General features: G+C 74.1%; 13 protein-coding genes and 1 pseudogene. 8 read left to right on the top strand and 6 right to left on the bottom strand.

Annotated features, from left to right (window positions below):
• A pseudogene (locus O3W51_RS35300) lies at positions 1 to 857 on the top strand (hypothetical protein); the annotation flags it as partial.
• Here O3W51_RS35300 and O3W51_RS35295 read toward each other — a convergent pair.
• From O3W51_RS35295 to O3W51_RS35280, 4 genes are all read right to left on the bottom strand, one after another.
• Positions 827 to 3,220, bottom strand: coding sequence for a right-handed parallel beta-helix repeat-containing protein (locus O3W51_RS35295; protein ID WP_138353823.1), 2,394 nt, complete (start codon positions 3,218 to 3,220; stop codon positions 827 to 829). The pseudogene O3W51_RS35300 and the gene O3W51_RS35295 sit on opposite strands and share 31 nt — an antisense overlap.
• Positions 3,221 to 3,307: 87 nt before the next feature.
• Positions 3,308 to 3,910 carry an Rv1733c family protein gene (locus O3W51_RS35290; protein WP_269288333.1) on the bottom strand — a complete coding sequence of 201 codons (603 nt, stop codon included), beginning with the start codon at positions 3,908 to 3,910 and terminating at the stop codon, positions 3,308 to 3,310.
• Positions 3,911 to 4,016: 106 nt separating this feature from the next.
• A complete protein-coding gene (locus tag O3W51_RS35285) occupies positions 4,017 to 4,844 on the bottom strand; it encodes an MOSC domain-containing protein (protein ID WP_138353821.1) in 828 nt (275 codons plus the stop codon).
• Positions 4,845 to 4,899: 55 nt separating this feature from the next.
• On the bottom strand, positions 4,900 to 5,499 hold the full coding sequence (locus O3W51_RS35280) for a DUF6643 family protein (RefSeq protein ID WP_138353820.1): 600 nt from the start codon (positions 5,497 to 5,499) through the stop codon (positions 4,900 to 4,902).
• A gap of 258 nt (positions 5,500 to 5,757) precedes the next feature.
• Here O3W51_RS35280 and O3W51_RS35275 point away from each other — a divergent pair, with 258 nt between their 5' ends.
• Together O3W51_RS35275 and O3W51_RS35270 are read left to right on the top strand one after the other, a co-directional pair.
• Complete coding sequence (locus O3W51_RS35275; protein WP_269288351.1) at positions 5,758 to 7,119, top strand: TerD family protein; 1,362 nt, start codon at positions 5,758 to 5,760, stop codon at positions 7,117 to 7,119.
• A gap of 118 nt (positions 7,120 to 7,237) precedes the next feature.
• Positions 7,238 to 8,386: a glycosyltransferase gene (locus O3W51_RS35270; protein ID WP_138356001.1), complete on the top strand. Its 1,149-nt coding sequence runs from the start codon at positions 7,238 to 7,240 to the stop codon at positions 8,384 to 8,386.
• Here the strand turns inward: O3W51_RS35270 and O3W51_RS35265 are convergent.
• Entirely contained in the window at positions 8,359 to 9,543 is a 1,185-nt protein-coding gene (locus O3W51_RS35265; protein ID WP_244809078.1) for a glycosyltransferase, read from the bottom strand. The two genes, O3W51_RS35270 and O3W51_RS35265, sit on opposite strands and share 28 nt — an antisense overlap.
• Positions 9,544 to 9,641: 98 nt before the next feature.
• On the opposite strand from O3W51_RS35265, the gene O3W51_RS35260 reads away from it, so the two are divergent.
• Positions 9,642 to 10,439 carry a glutamate racemase gene (locus tag O3W51_RS35260; protein WP_138356003.1) on the top strand — a complete coding sequence of 266 codons (798 nt, stop codon included), beginning with the start codon at positions 9,642 to 9,644 and terminating at the stop codon, positions 10,437 to 10,439.
• An 89-nt stretch (positions 10,440 to 10,528) separates the two neighbouring features.
• A complete protein-coding gene (locus tag O3W51_RS35255; RefSeq protein WP_443048376.1) occupies positions 10,529 to 11,188 on the top strand; it encodes a hypothetical protein in 660 nt (219 codons plus the stop codon).
• 68 nt (positions 11,189 to 11,256) lie between these two features.
• On the opposite strand, the gene O3W51_RS35250 is transcribed toward O3W51_RS35255, so the two are convergent.
• The gene (locus O3W51_RS35250; RefSeq protein ID WP_269288332.1) at positions 11,257 to 12,306 is read right to left on the bottom strand and encodes an O-antigen ligase family protein; all 1,050 of its coding nucleotides are present in this window, start codon (positions 12,304 to 12,306) and stop codon (positions 11,257 to 11,259) included.
• Between the two features lie 188 nt (positions 12,307 to 12,494).
• Between O3W51_RS35250 and O3W51_RS35245 the strand changes: the two genes are divergently transcribed.
• The 3 genes from O3W51_RS35245 to O3W51_RS35235 all read left to right on the top strand — a co-directional run.
• The gene (locus tag O3W51_RS35245) at positions 12,495 to 12,992 is read left to right on the top strand and encodes an NUDIX hydrolase (RefSeq protein WP_138356006.1); all 498 of its coding nucleotides are present in this window, start codon (positions 12,495 to 12,497) and stop codon (positions 12,990 to 12,992) included.
• A 91-nt stretch (positions 12,993 to 13,083) separates the two neighbouring features.
• Positions 13,084 to 13,866, top strand: coding sequence for a 3-hydroxybutyrate dehydrogenase (locus O3W51_RS35240; RefSeq protein WP_138356007.1), 783 nt, complete (start codon positions 13,084 to 13,086; stop codon positions 13,864 to 13,866).
• Between the two features lie 44 nt (positions 13,867 to 13,910).
• The coding region (locus tag O3W51_RS35235) for a GAF domain-containing protein (RefSeq protein ID WP_331284114.1) at positions 13,911 to 15,302 on the top strand (1,392 nt) is incomplete at its 3' end.

Here is a 15,302-nt window from a genome sequence, read left to right as displayed (position 1 = left end):
ACTCCGTCGCGTCGCTGGTCGCGCTGGTCTGCGGGGTCTCGTTCCTGCTCGGCGCGGGCGCCGTCGTCGGGGCGTGGACCGGCGGGGCCGGTCCCGGAGAGGCGGCGGAGGGCGCTCCCGGACCGCTGCCGGACGTGGCGCGGGCCGCCCAGTCGCTGGGCTCCTGGCTGGTCGGCGCGGGCGTCGTCGCCCTGCTGGCGCTCGGGCGCCGCGCCTACCGGGACGCGTCCGCGCGCCGCACGATCGGCATCCTCTGGGACGTGGGCACGTTCTGGCCGCGCGCCGCCCACCCGTTCGCGCCGCCCTGCTACGCCGAACGGGCCGTGCCCGACCTGACCTGGCGGATGGCGACCTGGACCGCCCGCACCGGCGGCCGAATCATCCTGTCGGGCCACTCGCAGGGCAGCGTGCTCGCGGCGGCGGCCGTCTGGCAGCTGGACCCGGCGACCCCCCCCCGGGGCCCCCGGCACACCCACGGCTGCCCGCTGGAGCGGCTCTACGGCCGGTGGTTCCCCGCGTACTTCGGCCCGCCGCAGCTGTGTTCGCTGCACCGGGAGCTGAGCGCGTGGCGCAACCTGTGGCGGCGTACGGACCCGATCGGCGGCCCGGTGCGGGTCGGGGAGGGCACGGTGGTGGACCGCGGACCGCTCAAGGACCCGGTGGCGTACGGCCGTACACCGCAGCATCCGCTGCCGGAACCGGTGCTGGGCCACTCCGGCTTCCCGTGCGATCCGGTCTTCGCCGCCGAACGGGCCGCGCTGCTGCGCCGGTTGCCCGCCGCGGGAACACCGGAGCCGCCCGATCCGGAGCCGCCCGGCCTTCCCGTTCAGGGCAGTTCCGGCAGGTCCTCCGGGTAGAGCAGCTGCAGCTCGTCATGGCTCGGTTCGGTGACGTGCGCGAGGCGTCCCGCATGCCGCTCGACCATCGCCTCGAAGGTCTGCCGCGCGGTGCGGCCGTTGCCGAAACCCGGTCCCCGGGGCAGGGCGTTGAAGTACTTGAGGATCGCGTCGCCCGCGTCGTCGCCGAGCTGGTACTCGTGCTCGATCGCCTGTGCCTGGACGATCCGCAGCAGTTCGTCGGCGGTGTAGTCGCCGAAGGTGATGGTGCGGGAGAACCGGGACGCCACACCGGGGTTGGAGGCGAGGAAGCGCTCCATCTCGGCGGTGTACCCGGCGACGATGACCACCACCGCGTCGCGGTGGTCCTCCATGAGCTTCACCAGGGTGTCGATGGCCTCGCGGCCGAAGTCCCGCCCGGAGTCCTCCGGCGACAGCGCGTACGCCTCGTCGATGAACAGCACACCGCCGCGCGCCCGGTCGAACGCCTCCTGGGTGCGGATGGCGGTCGAGCCGATGTGCTCGCCGACCAGGTCCACCCGGGCCACCTCGACCAGATGCCCGCGCTGCAGCACACCCAGCGCGGCCAGGATCTCGCCGTACAGCCGCGCCACCGTGGTCTTGCCGGTGCCGGGGGAGCCGGTGAAGACCAGATGCCTGCGCAGCGACGGCGCCTTGAGGCCGGCCTCCTGGCGGCGGCGGCCGACGGCGATCAGATCGATGAGGGTGCGCACCTCGCGCTTGACGCTGTCCAGACCGACCAGCGCGTCGAGTTCGCCGAGTACGTCGTCCGAGGCCCGGATCACGGGCTCCGGTGCCGCCGGCTCGGCGGAACCCTGCTGGGGCACGCCGCCGAGCAGCCCGAACGACTGGACGGCGGCCACCGCGGTCACCGGCTGCCCGGCGTCCGGGGTCTGCTCGGCCGCCCGGTCGCTGGTGCAGTCCTCGGTGACCGGGCCCGGCTCGGCGAACTCGTAGCCACCGCGCTCGCAGCGCTCGGTGCGGCAGCGGGTCAGGGTGCTGCGGCAGCCGTCGATGACGTGGAAGCCGTAGCCGCGGCTGCCGGTGACCCGGCAGCCGGTGAAGGTGCCGCGGCCCTCGGCCGACACGTAGAAGCCGGCCTCCGCCGGGTTGGTGACCGTGCAGCGGTCCAGCACCGGGTCGGCGCCCTTGGTGACGATGACTCCGGTCGCCGTGTCGTCGATGGTGACCTGCGCCAGCGTGCCGCCGCTGCCGTGGTCGCGGAACCAGGCGCCGGTGGCGGCCTCGCGGATCCGGCAGTCGTCGAGCTGGACGGTCGCGCCGTCGCTCACCGACACCGCCGTGTTGCGCACCTGGGAGAAGTCGCTGTCCACGACCTCGGCCCGGGAGCCCCGGTCGAGGACGAACAGGGCGTCGGGCACGTCGTGCACCCGGCAGGAGTCCAGCACGGCCGCGGCCCCGTCGCTCACCCAGACCGCCGGGTAGTCGCCCGTACTGTCGTGGATCTCGCACCGGTTGGCGTCCACCCGGGTGCCCGGGTCCCACACCGACAGGCCGTTGCGGCCGAAGCGGCGGACGGCGGACCGGGTGAGGGTGAGGACCGAACGGGCCCGCAGGTCGATCGCGTTCTCGGGGATGTCGTGGATGTCGCAGTCGGACAGGGTCAGCACCGCGTCGGTGTCGAGGGTGATCCCGTCGCCCGTGGTGCGGTGCACCTGGCAGTCCGTGAAGTGCCCGGTGGCGCGCGAGGCGACCTGCACACCGGTGCCCTTGATCTCGTAGACCTCGCAGCCGACGGCCTCGGCGGAGGTGCCCTCACCGGTGACGGACAGGCCCGCGCCGTTGGTGTGGTGGATGCGGCAGCGCTCCAGCCGGGGCGAGGCGCCGCCGCGCACCGAGACGCCCGTCTGGCCCGCGCAGACCACCTCGCAGTCCTCGAACAGCCCGCCGGCCGACTCCAGTACGCTGATCCCCAGGCCCGCCGGATTGTCCACGGTGCACTGCCGGACGGTGGGACGGGCGCTGTCGCGCACCTCTATCCCGACGGCCGACCTGGTCGCGACCCGCAGGCCGGTCAGCTCCGGGGCGCAGCCCTCGATGAGCAGCGCGGCCGCCGAGGTGTCCTGCCCCTCGACGGTCAGGTCCTGTACGAGGGCCGCCGCGCGCAACGTCAGCGCCACGCCGCCGGCAGGCGCGATTCGCACCGAGCCCAGGCCCTCCGCGGCACGCAGGGTGACGGCCCGGGTGACGACGAGGTTCTCCCGGTAGGTGCCCGGGGCGATCGACAGGACGTCGCCGTCACCGGCCGCTTCCAGGGCGGCGGCCAGGGTCTCGTACTCTCCCGAACGGCGGCGCCACCGCGAGCTGCTCGTGCTGGTCACCTGCACCACGCCATGTGCCATCGGGCTGCCCTGCCCCCACCTCTTGCGTATAGCCGACCGGGGGATCCACCGTAGCGTGAGTGGGACGCCCTCCATGACGAGTCGCGGTCAGCCGCCGGCGCCCGCCCGTCCCCAATCCTGGCCCGCGCGGGTCCATTCGCGCTCCCATTCGAGCAGCCGGCGGCGCATCAGCCGCCACAGCAGCAACTGCCGTATGCCCAGCAGCAACGCGCCCGCCAGGGCCGCCCCGCCGAGCCCTGCCAGGGCCGCGTGGGCCCTGGCGGTGGCGCGGTCCAGCGGCGGATCGACCGGCCGGCCGCCGCGATCGGTCCAGATGTGCAGCCGGCCGTCCACCTGTTCCTGGTTCTCGACGCGGACGGTACCGCTGCGCGCCGAGCCGTCCGGCGCCGTCCACGTCAGTACGGCCGGCCGCCGGGTCTGCCGCGCCTGGCCGGCCTCGGCGTCCGTCCCCGCCGCCGACCGGGGCGCGGCGGTGACCAGGGCGGCGGGTACCAGCGCGCGCTCCGCCAGCTGGTGGCGCACGGTGCGCTGCAGGGCGCGGTTGGCGGCCTGGCCGGTGAACCAGCCGGCCGCGGGCACGGCACAGAGCACGAGGACCACGGTGACCAGGCCGATCCACGCCTCGGCGAGATCCGACGCGCGGCGCAGCGGATTGCGCCGCCACCGCCACCAACGCACCTTGGAGCCCAAGGAGCAGCACCCCCTTCGACCGTTCGAATACCTCAAACGGCGCGGCGACCGCGCGGGGTGAGCGGAGCCGTCCGCGCGGTGGTCGCAGGAGCGATGCCTCGACGCGTCACTCCAGGATGGTCAACGGGTCGCCGACCCGCAGGGTTCCGGGGTGTTCGGGGATCAGATTCTGGCCGAAGATCGTCGCGCCGTCGATCCGGTGGTGCTTCGCCAGGCTGCGCATCGGTTCCCGGCCGCGTTCTGCCGTCTCCTGGTTCGTGGTCGGTACGACGCAGCGCGCGCAGCGCTTGGCGACCCGGAAGGTGACCTCGCCGATCCTGATCCGCCGCCAGTCGTCCTCGGCCCACCCCTCGGTGCCGTCCACGACCGCGTTGGGCCGGAAGCGGTTCATGGGCAGCGGTCCCTCGGACGCGTGGGCGCCGCGTGCGATATGGGCGTTGAGGGTGTCGAGCGAGGCGGTGGCGGTGAGGAGCAGCGGGAAGCCGTCGGCGAACGACACCGTGTCGCCGGGGCGGGAGAACTCCGGATGGACGGGGCGGCAGACCGCCGGGTCGGTCATGTGCACCAGGCGTGCCGGCACCCCGAGGTAGTCGCTGAACCAGGTGTCGGCCGCGTCACCCGCCGCGACGGCGTCGACCTTGTCGTGGAAGATCAGCACCGGTTCCGGCGTTCCCTGTTCCGGCGGGGCCACCTCCAGTGCCTCCTGGCCGGGCGCGGTGAACCGCAGCGAGCCGCCCCCCGACGGCTGCGCGGTCACCAGCGCCGTACTCGCCTGCTGCCGTTGCGTGATGACGCGCCCGTCAGCGTCCACCAGCATCCACCTGCGGTCTCCGGCGAGCCCCCACGGCTCCACGTCCGCCGCTTCGCGGGCAAGGCCGCGAAGCGATTTGACCGGGTAGATGTACAGGGCGCTGAGCAGGGCGTGCGTCGGCATACCGGCATCCTGCCAGGACCGGCCGCGGCCCGCCCGGCTGTATGCCGCACGCTGCTCAGCCCTGGTAGTAGCCCTGGTTCCCCTGGCCGAGCGGACGCCGCTGCTGATACGGGTCCTCGACATAGCCGTTAGGCACCTGACGGGGCTGCACCGGGCGCTGCGGCGCCTGGCGCGCGGAGTCGTGGCCCAGACCCTGCGCGGGGGCCTGCGGCTGCGGCTGCTGCACCGGATAGCTGCCGGTGGAGCCCGGGTTGTACCCATTGGCCCCGGTGAAGCCGTTCGCACCGTTGAAGCCGTTGTACGAGCCGCTCGCGCGCCCCCCGCCGGCCTGCTGCGGGATGTACGGCGCGGGAGTGTGCTGCACCGGCGCGGGCTGCGGCTGGTAGCCGTTCGACGGGTAGCCGTTGTACCCGCCCTGGGCGGCCGGGTACTGGGCGTACTGCGACGAACCGGACGGCAGCGCGGGGAGGGCGGCCGGCAGTGCCGGGAGGTTCCTGCCGGTCTCGTACGACGGGTACGAGTACTCCGACGGAACTCTGATCGGGGCGATCTGGGGGGTGCCACGCTCAGCGACGAGGCTGTCGTAGATCGGCGTGTCCGGGAAGGACGGCGCTGCGTAGTAGCCGCCACCATAGGTGCCGCGGGGGGAGCTCATGGCACTTAAGTTAAGCCCACGATGTGCTGGTTGGGGAGACCGATTAGTAGGTTGTTTTGTGTGCTGTGAGTGACGGTCGATCCCCAATACGAGCGAATCAACGAAAATCGGTCACCATTAGGCGTTGAGATCGCGTAAAAGCCGTGTCCGCGGGGCGTTACCGGCGGTCGCCCCCGACCGCGGAGCGGCAGCATATGTCCGACGGCCATGGGTCCGGGCTACGGTGGACGGCACCGTGCAAAAGGGGAGAGCATGACGATGCGCAAGGGCACGAATGTGCCGGTGTCCGTGCCGGCGGTCCGCGTGGAGCTGGGATGGCGTACCGGTCCCGGTGTCCCGGACGTGGACGCCTCCGCTCTGCTGCTGGTGGGCGGCAAGGTCAGGTCCGACGCCGACTTCGTCTTCTACAACCAGCCCGCGCACGCGTCCGGTGCCGTACGGCACGAGGGCAAGCGCACCGCGGGGGACGCGGTGACGGACACCCTGTCGGTCGATCTCAGCGGTGTGGAACCGGCCATCGAGACCATCGTGCTCGCCGCCTCCAGCGACGGCGGGACCTTCGGGCGGGTCCCCGGTCTGCACATCCGCCTCAGCGACCCGGCCAACGGCGCGGAACTGGCCCGCTTCGACAGCACCGACGCGTCCGTGGAGACGGCGTTCGTGCTCGGCGAGCTCTACCGCCGCCAGGGCGCCTGGAAGTTCCGCGCGGTGGGCCAGGGCTATGACAGCGGACTCGGCGGGCTCGCCACGGACTTCGGGATCTCGGTCGACGAGCCCGCCGCGCCCGCGCCGGTGACCGCTCCCGCTCCGGTGGCGCCGGCGCCGCAGACCTACCAGGCCCCGCCGCAGCCGCACCCGGCGTACCAGGCGCCGCCGCCCCCGCCGCAGCAGTACCAGGCGCCGCCGCCCCCGCCGCAGCAGTACCAGGCACCGCCCCCGCCGGTGCAGCCACCGCCCGCTCCGCCGGCCGCGCCGCAGCCCGTGCGGCTCACGAAGGTGACGCTGACCAAGGAGGCGCCGTCGGTCTCCCTCACCAAGCAAGGCGGCGTCTCCGGCGCGATGCGGGTGAACCTGAGCTGGCAGATGCACAAGCAGTTCAAGGGCTGGGGGCGCAAGAGCGGGAAGCCGTCGGCGTTCCACTCCGACCTCGACCTCGACCTGTGCGCGCTGTTCGAACTCGCCGACGGCAGCAAGGGCGTGATCCAGGCGCTCGGCAACGCGTTCGGATCCCTCCACCAGCCCCCGTACCTGCACCTGGACGGTGACGACAGGACCGGCGGCTCCGAGTCCGGTGAGAACCTCACCATCAACCTGGACCACAAGCAGGCGTTCCGCAGGATCCTCATCTTCGTGACGATCTACGAAGGCGCGCGCAGTTTCGCCGGACTGCACGCGACCGTCACCCTCCAGCCGCTGAACGGCGCCCCGATCGACTTCTCGCTCGACGAGTGCACCGTGCCGTCGAACGTCTGCGCCCTCGCGCTCATCACCAACCAGGGCGGTGACCTGGTGGTGCAGCGCGAGGCGCGCTACCTGGTGCCGCAGCGCGGGGTGAGCCCGCAGCGCACGGTCGACTACGCCTACGGATGGGGCATGAACTGGACGCCCGGCCGTAAGTGACCCGGAGCGCGCGGAACCGGCCCTGACGGAGGCGCCGCTGTGCCACAGTGGCGCCCCGGAGCGGTGGATTCCGGGAGGTTTCCGCCGCGCTCCGTGAGGAGTCACAAGGGGTGAGGCCGTGCGGGTCGCCATGCTGTCCGGACCGGACGGGCCACGACGGCCGGACGCCTGGCACCGGGCCGCGGCCACGGTCGCCGATGTCGTCGAGCTGGTCACCGTCGGCTCGTTGAGCACTCCGCCGCTGCCGGGACTGCCGTTCGCCGGGCGCGACGAGCGGAGCCCGCACCGCTACGAGATCGAGGCCGCGCACGGGGGACGGAACCGTCCGGCCACCGCTGCCGTCGGGCAGCGGGTCACCGCGGGCCGCATGGAGGCGGTCCTCCGGGTCGAGACCTCGGAGTGCGGCGCGATCGACGTCCTGCACGGCCATGCCCCGGGTGCGGCAGGCCAGCTGCCGTGGCTGTCCAAGGTCACCGGTATCCCGTACGTCCTGTCCGAGCACGACCGCCGCTGGCTCGGCCACCCGACGCGGCCGCTCCCCGGACTGCTCGACCGGCGGCGCGCGGCCCGGCTGTACCGGGAGGCGGCCGCGATCCTGCCCGTCAGCGACCTACTGCTCGCCCGGCTCGGTGAACTCGGGCTCCCCGGCCGCCATCTGCTGGTGCCGCACCCCGTGGACACCGAGGCGCTGCTGGACGTTCCCGCCCGGGCGCGGATCCGCCAGGACCCGGTGCGCATCGTGGCCGCCGGCCCGCTCGTCGGGAACGAGGGCTGGGACGTACTGGCCGACGCCTTCGCCGAAGCGCTCGGCAAGGATGCGCGGTTACGGCTGCGGATCATCGGTGACGGGCCCGGGCTCGGCGCCGTCCGGGAACACCTCCGGCGCGCCGGGACCGGCGGCGCCGCCGTCCTCACCGGTGACCTCGGCCGGAAGGAGACCCTGCACGCCCTCGCGCACGCCGACCTCTTCGTGGACCCGCGGCACGTCAGCGGCTTCGGCACCACGGCACTCGACGCGCTGTGCTGCGGCACCCCGGTCGTCGGCAGCCGCACCGGCGCGTTGCCCGAACTCGTCGGTGGCGACGGCGGCATCCTCGTACCGCCCGCCGATCCGCACGCCCTGGCCCTCGCGCTGGTCGAGGCCGCCGCGGAACTGACGCGGCGACAGCCCGCGGCGCTCGCGGACCGGACCCGGCGGCACTTCGGGCCGGACGCCGTCGGCGCGCGGCTGGCCGCCGTCTACACCGAGGCGTCGGGACGCGCGTAGGTCCTGCCCTTCCACGCCGCGCCCCGGCCGCGGTAGTGCTGCACCGCGGAATCGACGGTCATCAGCAGATACAGCGCCGCGGTGAAGGGGAGCAGCGGCGCCGGCCACAGCGGCTGCCGGTAGTAGCGCAGCATCGGCAGATAGGTCCCCGCCATCACCGCCCACGCGGCCGCGCCCAGAGCGCACAGCGGCCAGGCCCCCGCCGCCGCACCGCCCAGCGCCGCCAGCGGTGGCACCAGATAGACGAGGACGAGCCCGGCGACGGTCGCCGCCAGGACCGCCGGATTGTGCCGCAGCTGCGCGTAGGCGCTGCGCGAGACCATCCGCCACAGCTCGCCCAGGTCCGGGTACGGGCGCACGCTGTCCACCCGGTCCGCGAGCCCCAGCCAGATCCGGCCGCCGCCGCCCTTGACCGCGCGGGCCAGCGCGACATCGTCGATCACCGCGTGCCGGATCGACTCCGGCACCCGGGCCGCCTCGACGGCCGAGCGGCGGATCAGCACACAGCCGCCGGCCGCGGCGGCCGTCCTGCCGCCCGGACGGTTGATCCAGCGGAACGGGTACAGCTGGGCGAAGAAGTAGACGAACGCCGGGACGATCAGCCGTTCCCAGACCGTCTCCACGCGCAGCCGGGCCATCAGCGACACCATGTCGAGGTCCGCCGCCCGCGCCGCCGCCACCAGCGCACGCAGCGAATCCGGTTCGTGCGCGATGTCCGCGTCCGTGAGCAGCAGGTACTCCGCGCCGGTGCGCTCGGTGGCCAGCGCGATGCCGTGCCGTACGCCCCACAGTTTCCCGGTCCAGCCCGCCGGGAGCTCACCGGGCGAGTCCACCGTCAGCGGCAGCCCGCCGTGCAGCGCGCCGAGCGACCGGGCGGTCTCGCCGGTCCCGTCCGTGCTTCCGTCGTCGATGAGGAAGACCTCGGCCCGGCCCGGATAGTCCTGCGCCAGCAGCGAGGGCAGGCTCAGCGGCAGCACGGCCGCCTCGTCCCGGGCGGGCACGACGACGGCCACCGTCGGCCACGCGTCGGCCCCACCGCCCGGTCCCTCCTCCGGTCCCGGCAGCCGGACATCCGTCCGCCAGAAGAACCCCTGTGCCAGCAGCAGCCACACCCACGCCAGCAGCGACACCCCAGCGACCCACGTCAGCACCGTCACCTGCCGCAGTCTGCCGCAACCGCGCCACGGCGGGTCCGGACGCGCCCGGACCCCCCGTGCCCTGAGGGCCGCGGGCGGTCGTCGCATAAGGTGACCGGGTGAAGATCGCGCTGCTGGACTCCGGAATCGGCCTCCTGGCGGCGGCCGCCGCACTGCACCGGCTGCGGCCCGACGCCGACCTCGTACTGTCCTCGGATCCCGACGGGATGCCGTGGGGCCCGCGCACCGCCGAGGACGTCACGGCGCATGCGCTGGACTGCGCGCGGGCGGCCGCGGAAACCCGCCCCGACGCGCTGATCGTCGCGTGCAACACCGCCTCCGTGCACGCGCTGGCCGCGCTGCGGGCGGAGCTGGAACCGGCCGTGCCGGTGATCGGTACGGTGCCCGCGATCAAGCCCGCCGCCGCGGGCGGCGGGGCGGTGGCCATCTGGGCCACGCCCGCGACGACCGGCAGCGCCTACCAGCGCCGGCTGATCGACGAGTTCGGCAACGGGGCGGCCGTGACGGAAGTGGCGTGCCCGGGGCTTGCGGACGCCGTCCAGCACGCCGACGACGCGGCGATCGACGCGGCCATCGCCGTCGCGGCGGCCCGTACGCCGCACGATGTGCGCGCCGTGGTCCTGGGCTGTACGCACTACGAGCTGGTGACCGAGCGGATCCGCGCCGCCGTCCAGCGGGCCGGCGGTCCTGCCGTCACCCCGCTCGGGTCGGCGGAGGCGGTCGCCGCCCAGGCGCTGCGCAGGCTCGGCGCGCTTCCCGAGCCGGCGGCGGAGCCGTCCGGCAGCCTGACGGTGATCCTCAGCGGCCGCCGGTCCGAGCTTCCCGCGTCCGCGCTGGCCTACCCGGAGGGCGCGGCGCTCGGAGCGGGCCGCATCCGCCTCAGCCCGTCGGCTTGAACCCGTCCCGCCCGGGTCCGTCCGGCCGGCGTTCATCCGCCCGCTTCATGAGGCGGCCGACTCGCCGGTAGCTGAGTAGGCTGCGGACCATGACGGAAGCTCCTCAGGGAGACGCGCCCGCGCCCCAGATCTGGCCCCCGGTCTGGACAGGACGCGCCCACAACCGCATGCAGTGGCTGCCCGCGGCCGCCGGCGCCGCCTGTATGGCGCTCGGGATCGAGCTGGCCGTGGAAGGCCCCTACACCTCGGGTCTGGCGCCGCTGGTCATGTCGGTGGTGGGCTGTGTGGCCGTCGGGCTGCTGGTGCTCTTCGGCACGGTCGCGTTCACCCATGTGCGGGTGACGGTGGACCGCGAAGGCCTCTACGTGCGCTGCGGCCACATCGGCGTACCGCGCCGCCGCATCCCCCTGGACCAGGTCAGCTCCGCGGACCTCGCCCCCCTCGTCAGCCCGCGCACGTGGGGCGGCTGGGGCTATCGCTGGCGGCCCGAGATGGGGACCGCGGTCGTCGTACGCCGCGGGCCGGGTGTGGTGCTGGTGCTGGGCAGCGGGCATGTCTTCACAGTGACGGTGGACGACGCCGAGGGTGCCGTGGCGGCGATCCGGCAGTGGGTCGGCCTGCGGCCGCGCAACGGCCTGCCGGGGGAGGGGTCAGAAATCGCATATTTACGGGCCTGGCGGCCCACAAATCCACGGCAGCATTTCGGACCCCTCCCCCTCCGGCCCCGTCCCCCTCACGTTCGTCCCTGATCCGGCCCGGCCCTCGGCTAGGGCGCGTGCCAGGCGTCGTGGGCCAGGCGGGACTTTCGCAACACGCCCTAGTCCGGCAACGGACGCGCCGCCGCCAGGCCCGCCAGGATGCCTGCCGCGGCGGTCACCACGGCGTAGCTGAGCACGTGGTCGACGGTGGCGAGCATGGAGAGCCCCGTCAGGGCGGCTCCGGCGGTCAGGACGACCGGGGTGGAGCGCGGGGAGCGCCACAGCGTGCACAGGACCCAGGCGAACGCCGCCCCGAGGAGGGCGAGGCCGGGAAAGCCCTGTTCCGCGGCGACCTGGAAGACGGCGGACTGGGGAGTGGGCGGTCCTTCGGTGGCCGCCAGTGCGCCGGCGCTCTCCACGCGGAAGCGGTCGGGGCCGACGCCGCGCACCGGGTGGTCCTCGGCCATTCCCACCGCGTCGCGCCACAGCTCGACCCGGGGCGCGGTCAGCTGTCCGGCGAGGGAGGCGGAGAGGCCGGACGGCAGGGTGTCGGTGGCCACCGCGTACGTTCCGCCGACCGCTATCGCGGTCGCCAGCGCGAACCCCACCAGGGCCAGCAGCCGACGGCGCATGTGCGAGGCGGCCAGGGAGCACAGCAGCACTCCGACGGACGCGGCGAACCCGGCCGTGGAGCCGAGGGCCAGCGCCAGCGCCCCGGCGCCGGCTCCGAGTGTGCGCAGCACCAGCCGCAGGGGCGGGGAGGGCGCGCTCCAGGCGGCGCAGCAGGCGGCGCCGGTGGCCAGGACCAGCAGCGCGGCGTCGGCGTTCGGGTAGCCCAGCGGCGGCGTATCGGCGGCGCCGGAGAGCCGGCCGGGCATCACCAGGGTCGCGACGACGATCGCGAGCGCCATGCCCGCCGGGGCCGCGACGGGCAGCAGGGCGCCCGCGATCCGGCCCGTCGCGTATCCGGCGGTCACCGCGAGAAGTGCCAGCAGCAGACCGTCGGGGGGGGCCGGACGGCCCGCCGCGGCGATCAGCGACCAGGTGGCCCAGCCGACGAGCACGGCGACGCCGAGCGCGTCGGTCCTGCTGCCCTGAACTCGTTCCTCCGGGCCGTCCCGGCCGTCCGCACGCATCGCTCCTGACGCCCCGCCGGTCGCCGTTCTCATCCCCCGGTACCCCCTGACGCCACCTGGACGCGACGGGGTGCCGTCGCCGTCCGGTCCCCGCGTAGGCGCTGTCCCGGTCACCGTAACGGCTCAGGTGGTGAGTTGTGGATATGTAGTGCAGGAACGATCCACCACTTGGTGGCCCTGGTGCTGGTGTGACGATCAGGGGCTCTCGCTAGGCTCGGAGGATGCCGATTCCCGAGTTCATCCGCGCTATCCGTGCCAAGGCGGGCAACACGCTGCTGTTCATGCCCGGCGTCGTCATGGTGGTCTTCGACGACCGCGGCAGAGTGCTGCTGAACCGCCGCTCCGACACCGGGAACTGGGCGCTGATCGCCGGTATCCCCGAGCCGGGGGAGCAGCCCGCCGCGGCCGCGGTGCGGGAGATCCAGGAGGAGACCGCGGTGGTCGCCGTCGTCGAGCGGATCCTCGGTGTCTTCACCAACCAGGTGATCGAGTACCCCAACGGGCACCTCGCGCAGTACATGGACGTGGTGCTGCTGTGCCGCGCCGTCGGTGGCACGGCGAAGGTCAACGACGACGAGTCGCTCGACGTCGGCTGGTTCGCCCCCGACGCGCTGCCGGAACTCGCGCCACTGCACCGCGAGCGCATCGCGCTCGCCCTCAAGAACGAACCGGCGGCCTGGTTCGTCCCGGCCCCGGACCCCGGGCTCCACGAGCGCTGAGCACCCATGGCGGCACGCCACACCTGGTGGCGCCGAAGTGTGGGTGCGGCCGCCATCGGTCGGCGGGCGATCGCTGCCTAACCTGCCCAGCATGACGCTGATCTCGCCTTCCGCCGTGGACCTCGGCGGCCGCACCGCACTCGTCACCGGGGCCGCCGGGGGCATCGGCCGCGCCTGCGCCCTGCGGCTGGCCGCCGCCGGGGCCAAGGTGCGGGCCGTCGACCGTGACGCCGACGGGCTCGCCGCGCTGCACGAGGAGGCCGCGGGCCGGCCCGGCTCCGTGGAGACCCTGCTGCTGGACCTCACCGATCTCGACGCCGCCGAGCAGGCCGCGGCCGGTACCGACATCCTGGTCAACAACGCCGGGCTGCAACTCGTCCGCCCCATTGAGGACTTCCCGCCCGATGTCTTCTCCACCGTTCTGCGCGTCATGCTGGAGGCGCCCTTCCGGCTGATCCGCGGGGCGCTGCCGCACATGTACGGGCAGGGCTGGGGCCGCATCGTCAACATCTCCTCCGTGCACGGGCTGCGGGCCTCCCCGTACAAGTCCGCGTACGTCTCCGCCAAGCACGGTCTCGAAGGGCTCTCCAAGACCGCCGCCCTGGAAGGCGCCCGGCACGGGGTGACCTCCAACTGCCTGTGCCCCGGCTATGTCCGCACCCCGCTCGTGGAGCGGCAGATCGCCGACCAGGCCGCCGCGCACGGCATCGCGCCCGAGCGCGTCGTGACCGAGATCCTGCTGGCGGACTCGGCCGTCAAACGGCTGGTGGAGCCGGCCGAGGTCGCGGAACTGGCCGCGTATCTCTGCACGGAACAGGCCTCCTTCATCACCGGCGCCTCCCTCACGATGGACGGTGGATGGACCGCCCACTGAACGCCGCTGGCGCCGGGGCCGGGCGGGCCGGTATGCCTGTGCCCATGAATGACGATCACCCGGCAGCCGACGAACCGGCCGAGGCCCCCTACCTGCGGCTCCTCGCTCGGGGCGCACCGGCCGAGGAGTACGAGCGCCCGGTGCTGCGGGCCCGCGCCGACGGCGCGCCCGTCACCCGGCTCGCGGAGCTCGAACGCGCCAAGCGGCTGGCCCTAAGGGTCCGGGACGAGCTGGAGGGGCGGCGGCGGCGCGAGGCGGAGCTGTCGGCGCTCTTCGCGACCGCGGGCGATCTGGCGGGGCTGCGTGATCTGGACGCCGTACTGCAGGCCATCGTGCAGCGGGCCCGCTCGCTGCTGGGCACCGACGTCGCCTACCTCACCCTCAACGACCCCCGCGCCGGGGACACCTACATGCGGGTCACCGAGGGCTCGGTGTCCGCCCGCTTCCAGAGCCTGCGGCTCGCGATGGGCGCCGGGCTCGGCGGGCTCGTCGCGCAGACCGCCATGCCGTACGTCACCGAGAGCTACTTCGACGACGAGCGGTTCCGGCACACCCACACCATCGACTCCGGGGTCCGCGACGAGGGCCTGGTCGCCATCCTCGGCGTGCCGCTCGCCCTGGGCAGCGGGGTCATCGGCGTGCTCTTCGCCGCCGACCGGCGGATCAGGGTCTTCGAACGCGAGCAGATCGCCCTGCTCGCCTCGCTCGCCTCCCTCGCGGCCGTCGCCATCGACACCGCCAACCTGCTGGAGGAGACCCGCTCGGCGCTCGACGGCCTCGGCGCCGCCAACGACACCATCCGCACGCACAGCGCCGTCCTGGAACGGGCCTCCGAGGTCCACGACCGGCTCACCGAGCTGGTGCTGCGCGGCGGCGGGGTCGACGACGTGGCCGCCGCCGTCGCCGAAGTGCTCTCCGGCACGGTCCAGGTCACCGGAACCGGTACCGGCGGCGAGCCGGTGCCCGCCGCCCTCGCGGCCGCCGTCGCCCGCTCCCGGGCCGACGGCCACGCGGTGCGCGAGGGCGACACCTGGACCGCCGCCGTCACCGCGGGCGGCGAGCTCCTCGGCGCCCTCGTGCTGCGCGGCCACCCCGGACTCGACCCCGTCGACCAGCGCACCCTGGAACGCGCCGCCATGGTCACCGCGCTGCTGCTGCTCGCCCGGCGCACCGCGGGCGAGGCCGAGCAGCGCTTCCGGGGCGAGCTGCTCGACGACCTGCTCGACGCGCCGCACCGCGATCCCCGGCTGCTGCGCGAACGGGCCGGCCGGCTCCGCGCCGACCTCGACGTACCGCATGTCGTGCTCGCAGCCCGGCCGGCCGACGGCGCCACCGCCGACCGCCAGCGCCTGTGGTCCGCCGCCTCGCACGTCGCCGCCACCCGGCACGGGCTGAACCGCCGCCGGTACGCCCCCACCCTCCTGGTCGCGGCCCGG

Source organism: Streptomyces sp. H39-C1 (genome assembly GCF_027158125.1).
Lineage (GTDB): Bacteria > Actinomycetota > Actinomycetes > Streptomycetales > Streptomycetaceae > Actinacidiphila > Actinacidiphila fildesensis.
Note: the sequence above shows the minus strand (reverse complement) of the source record. Positions and strands in the feature narration are given on the sequence as shown.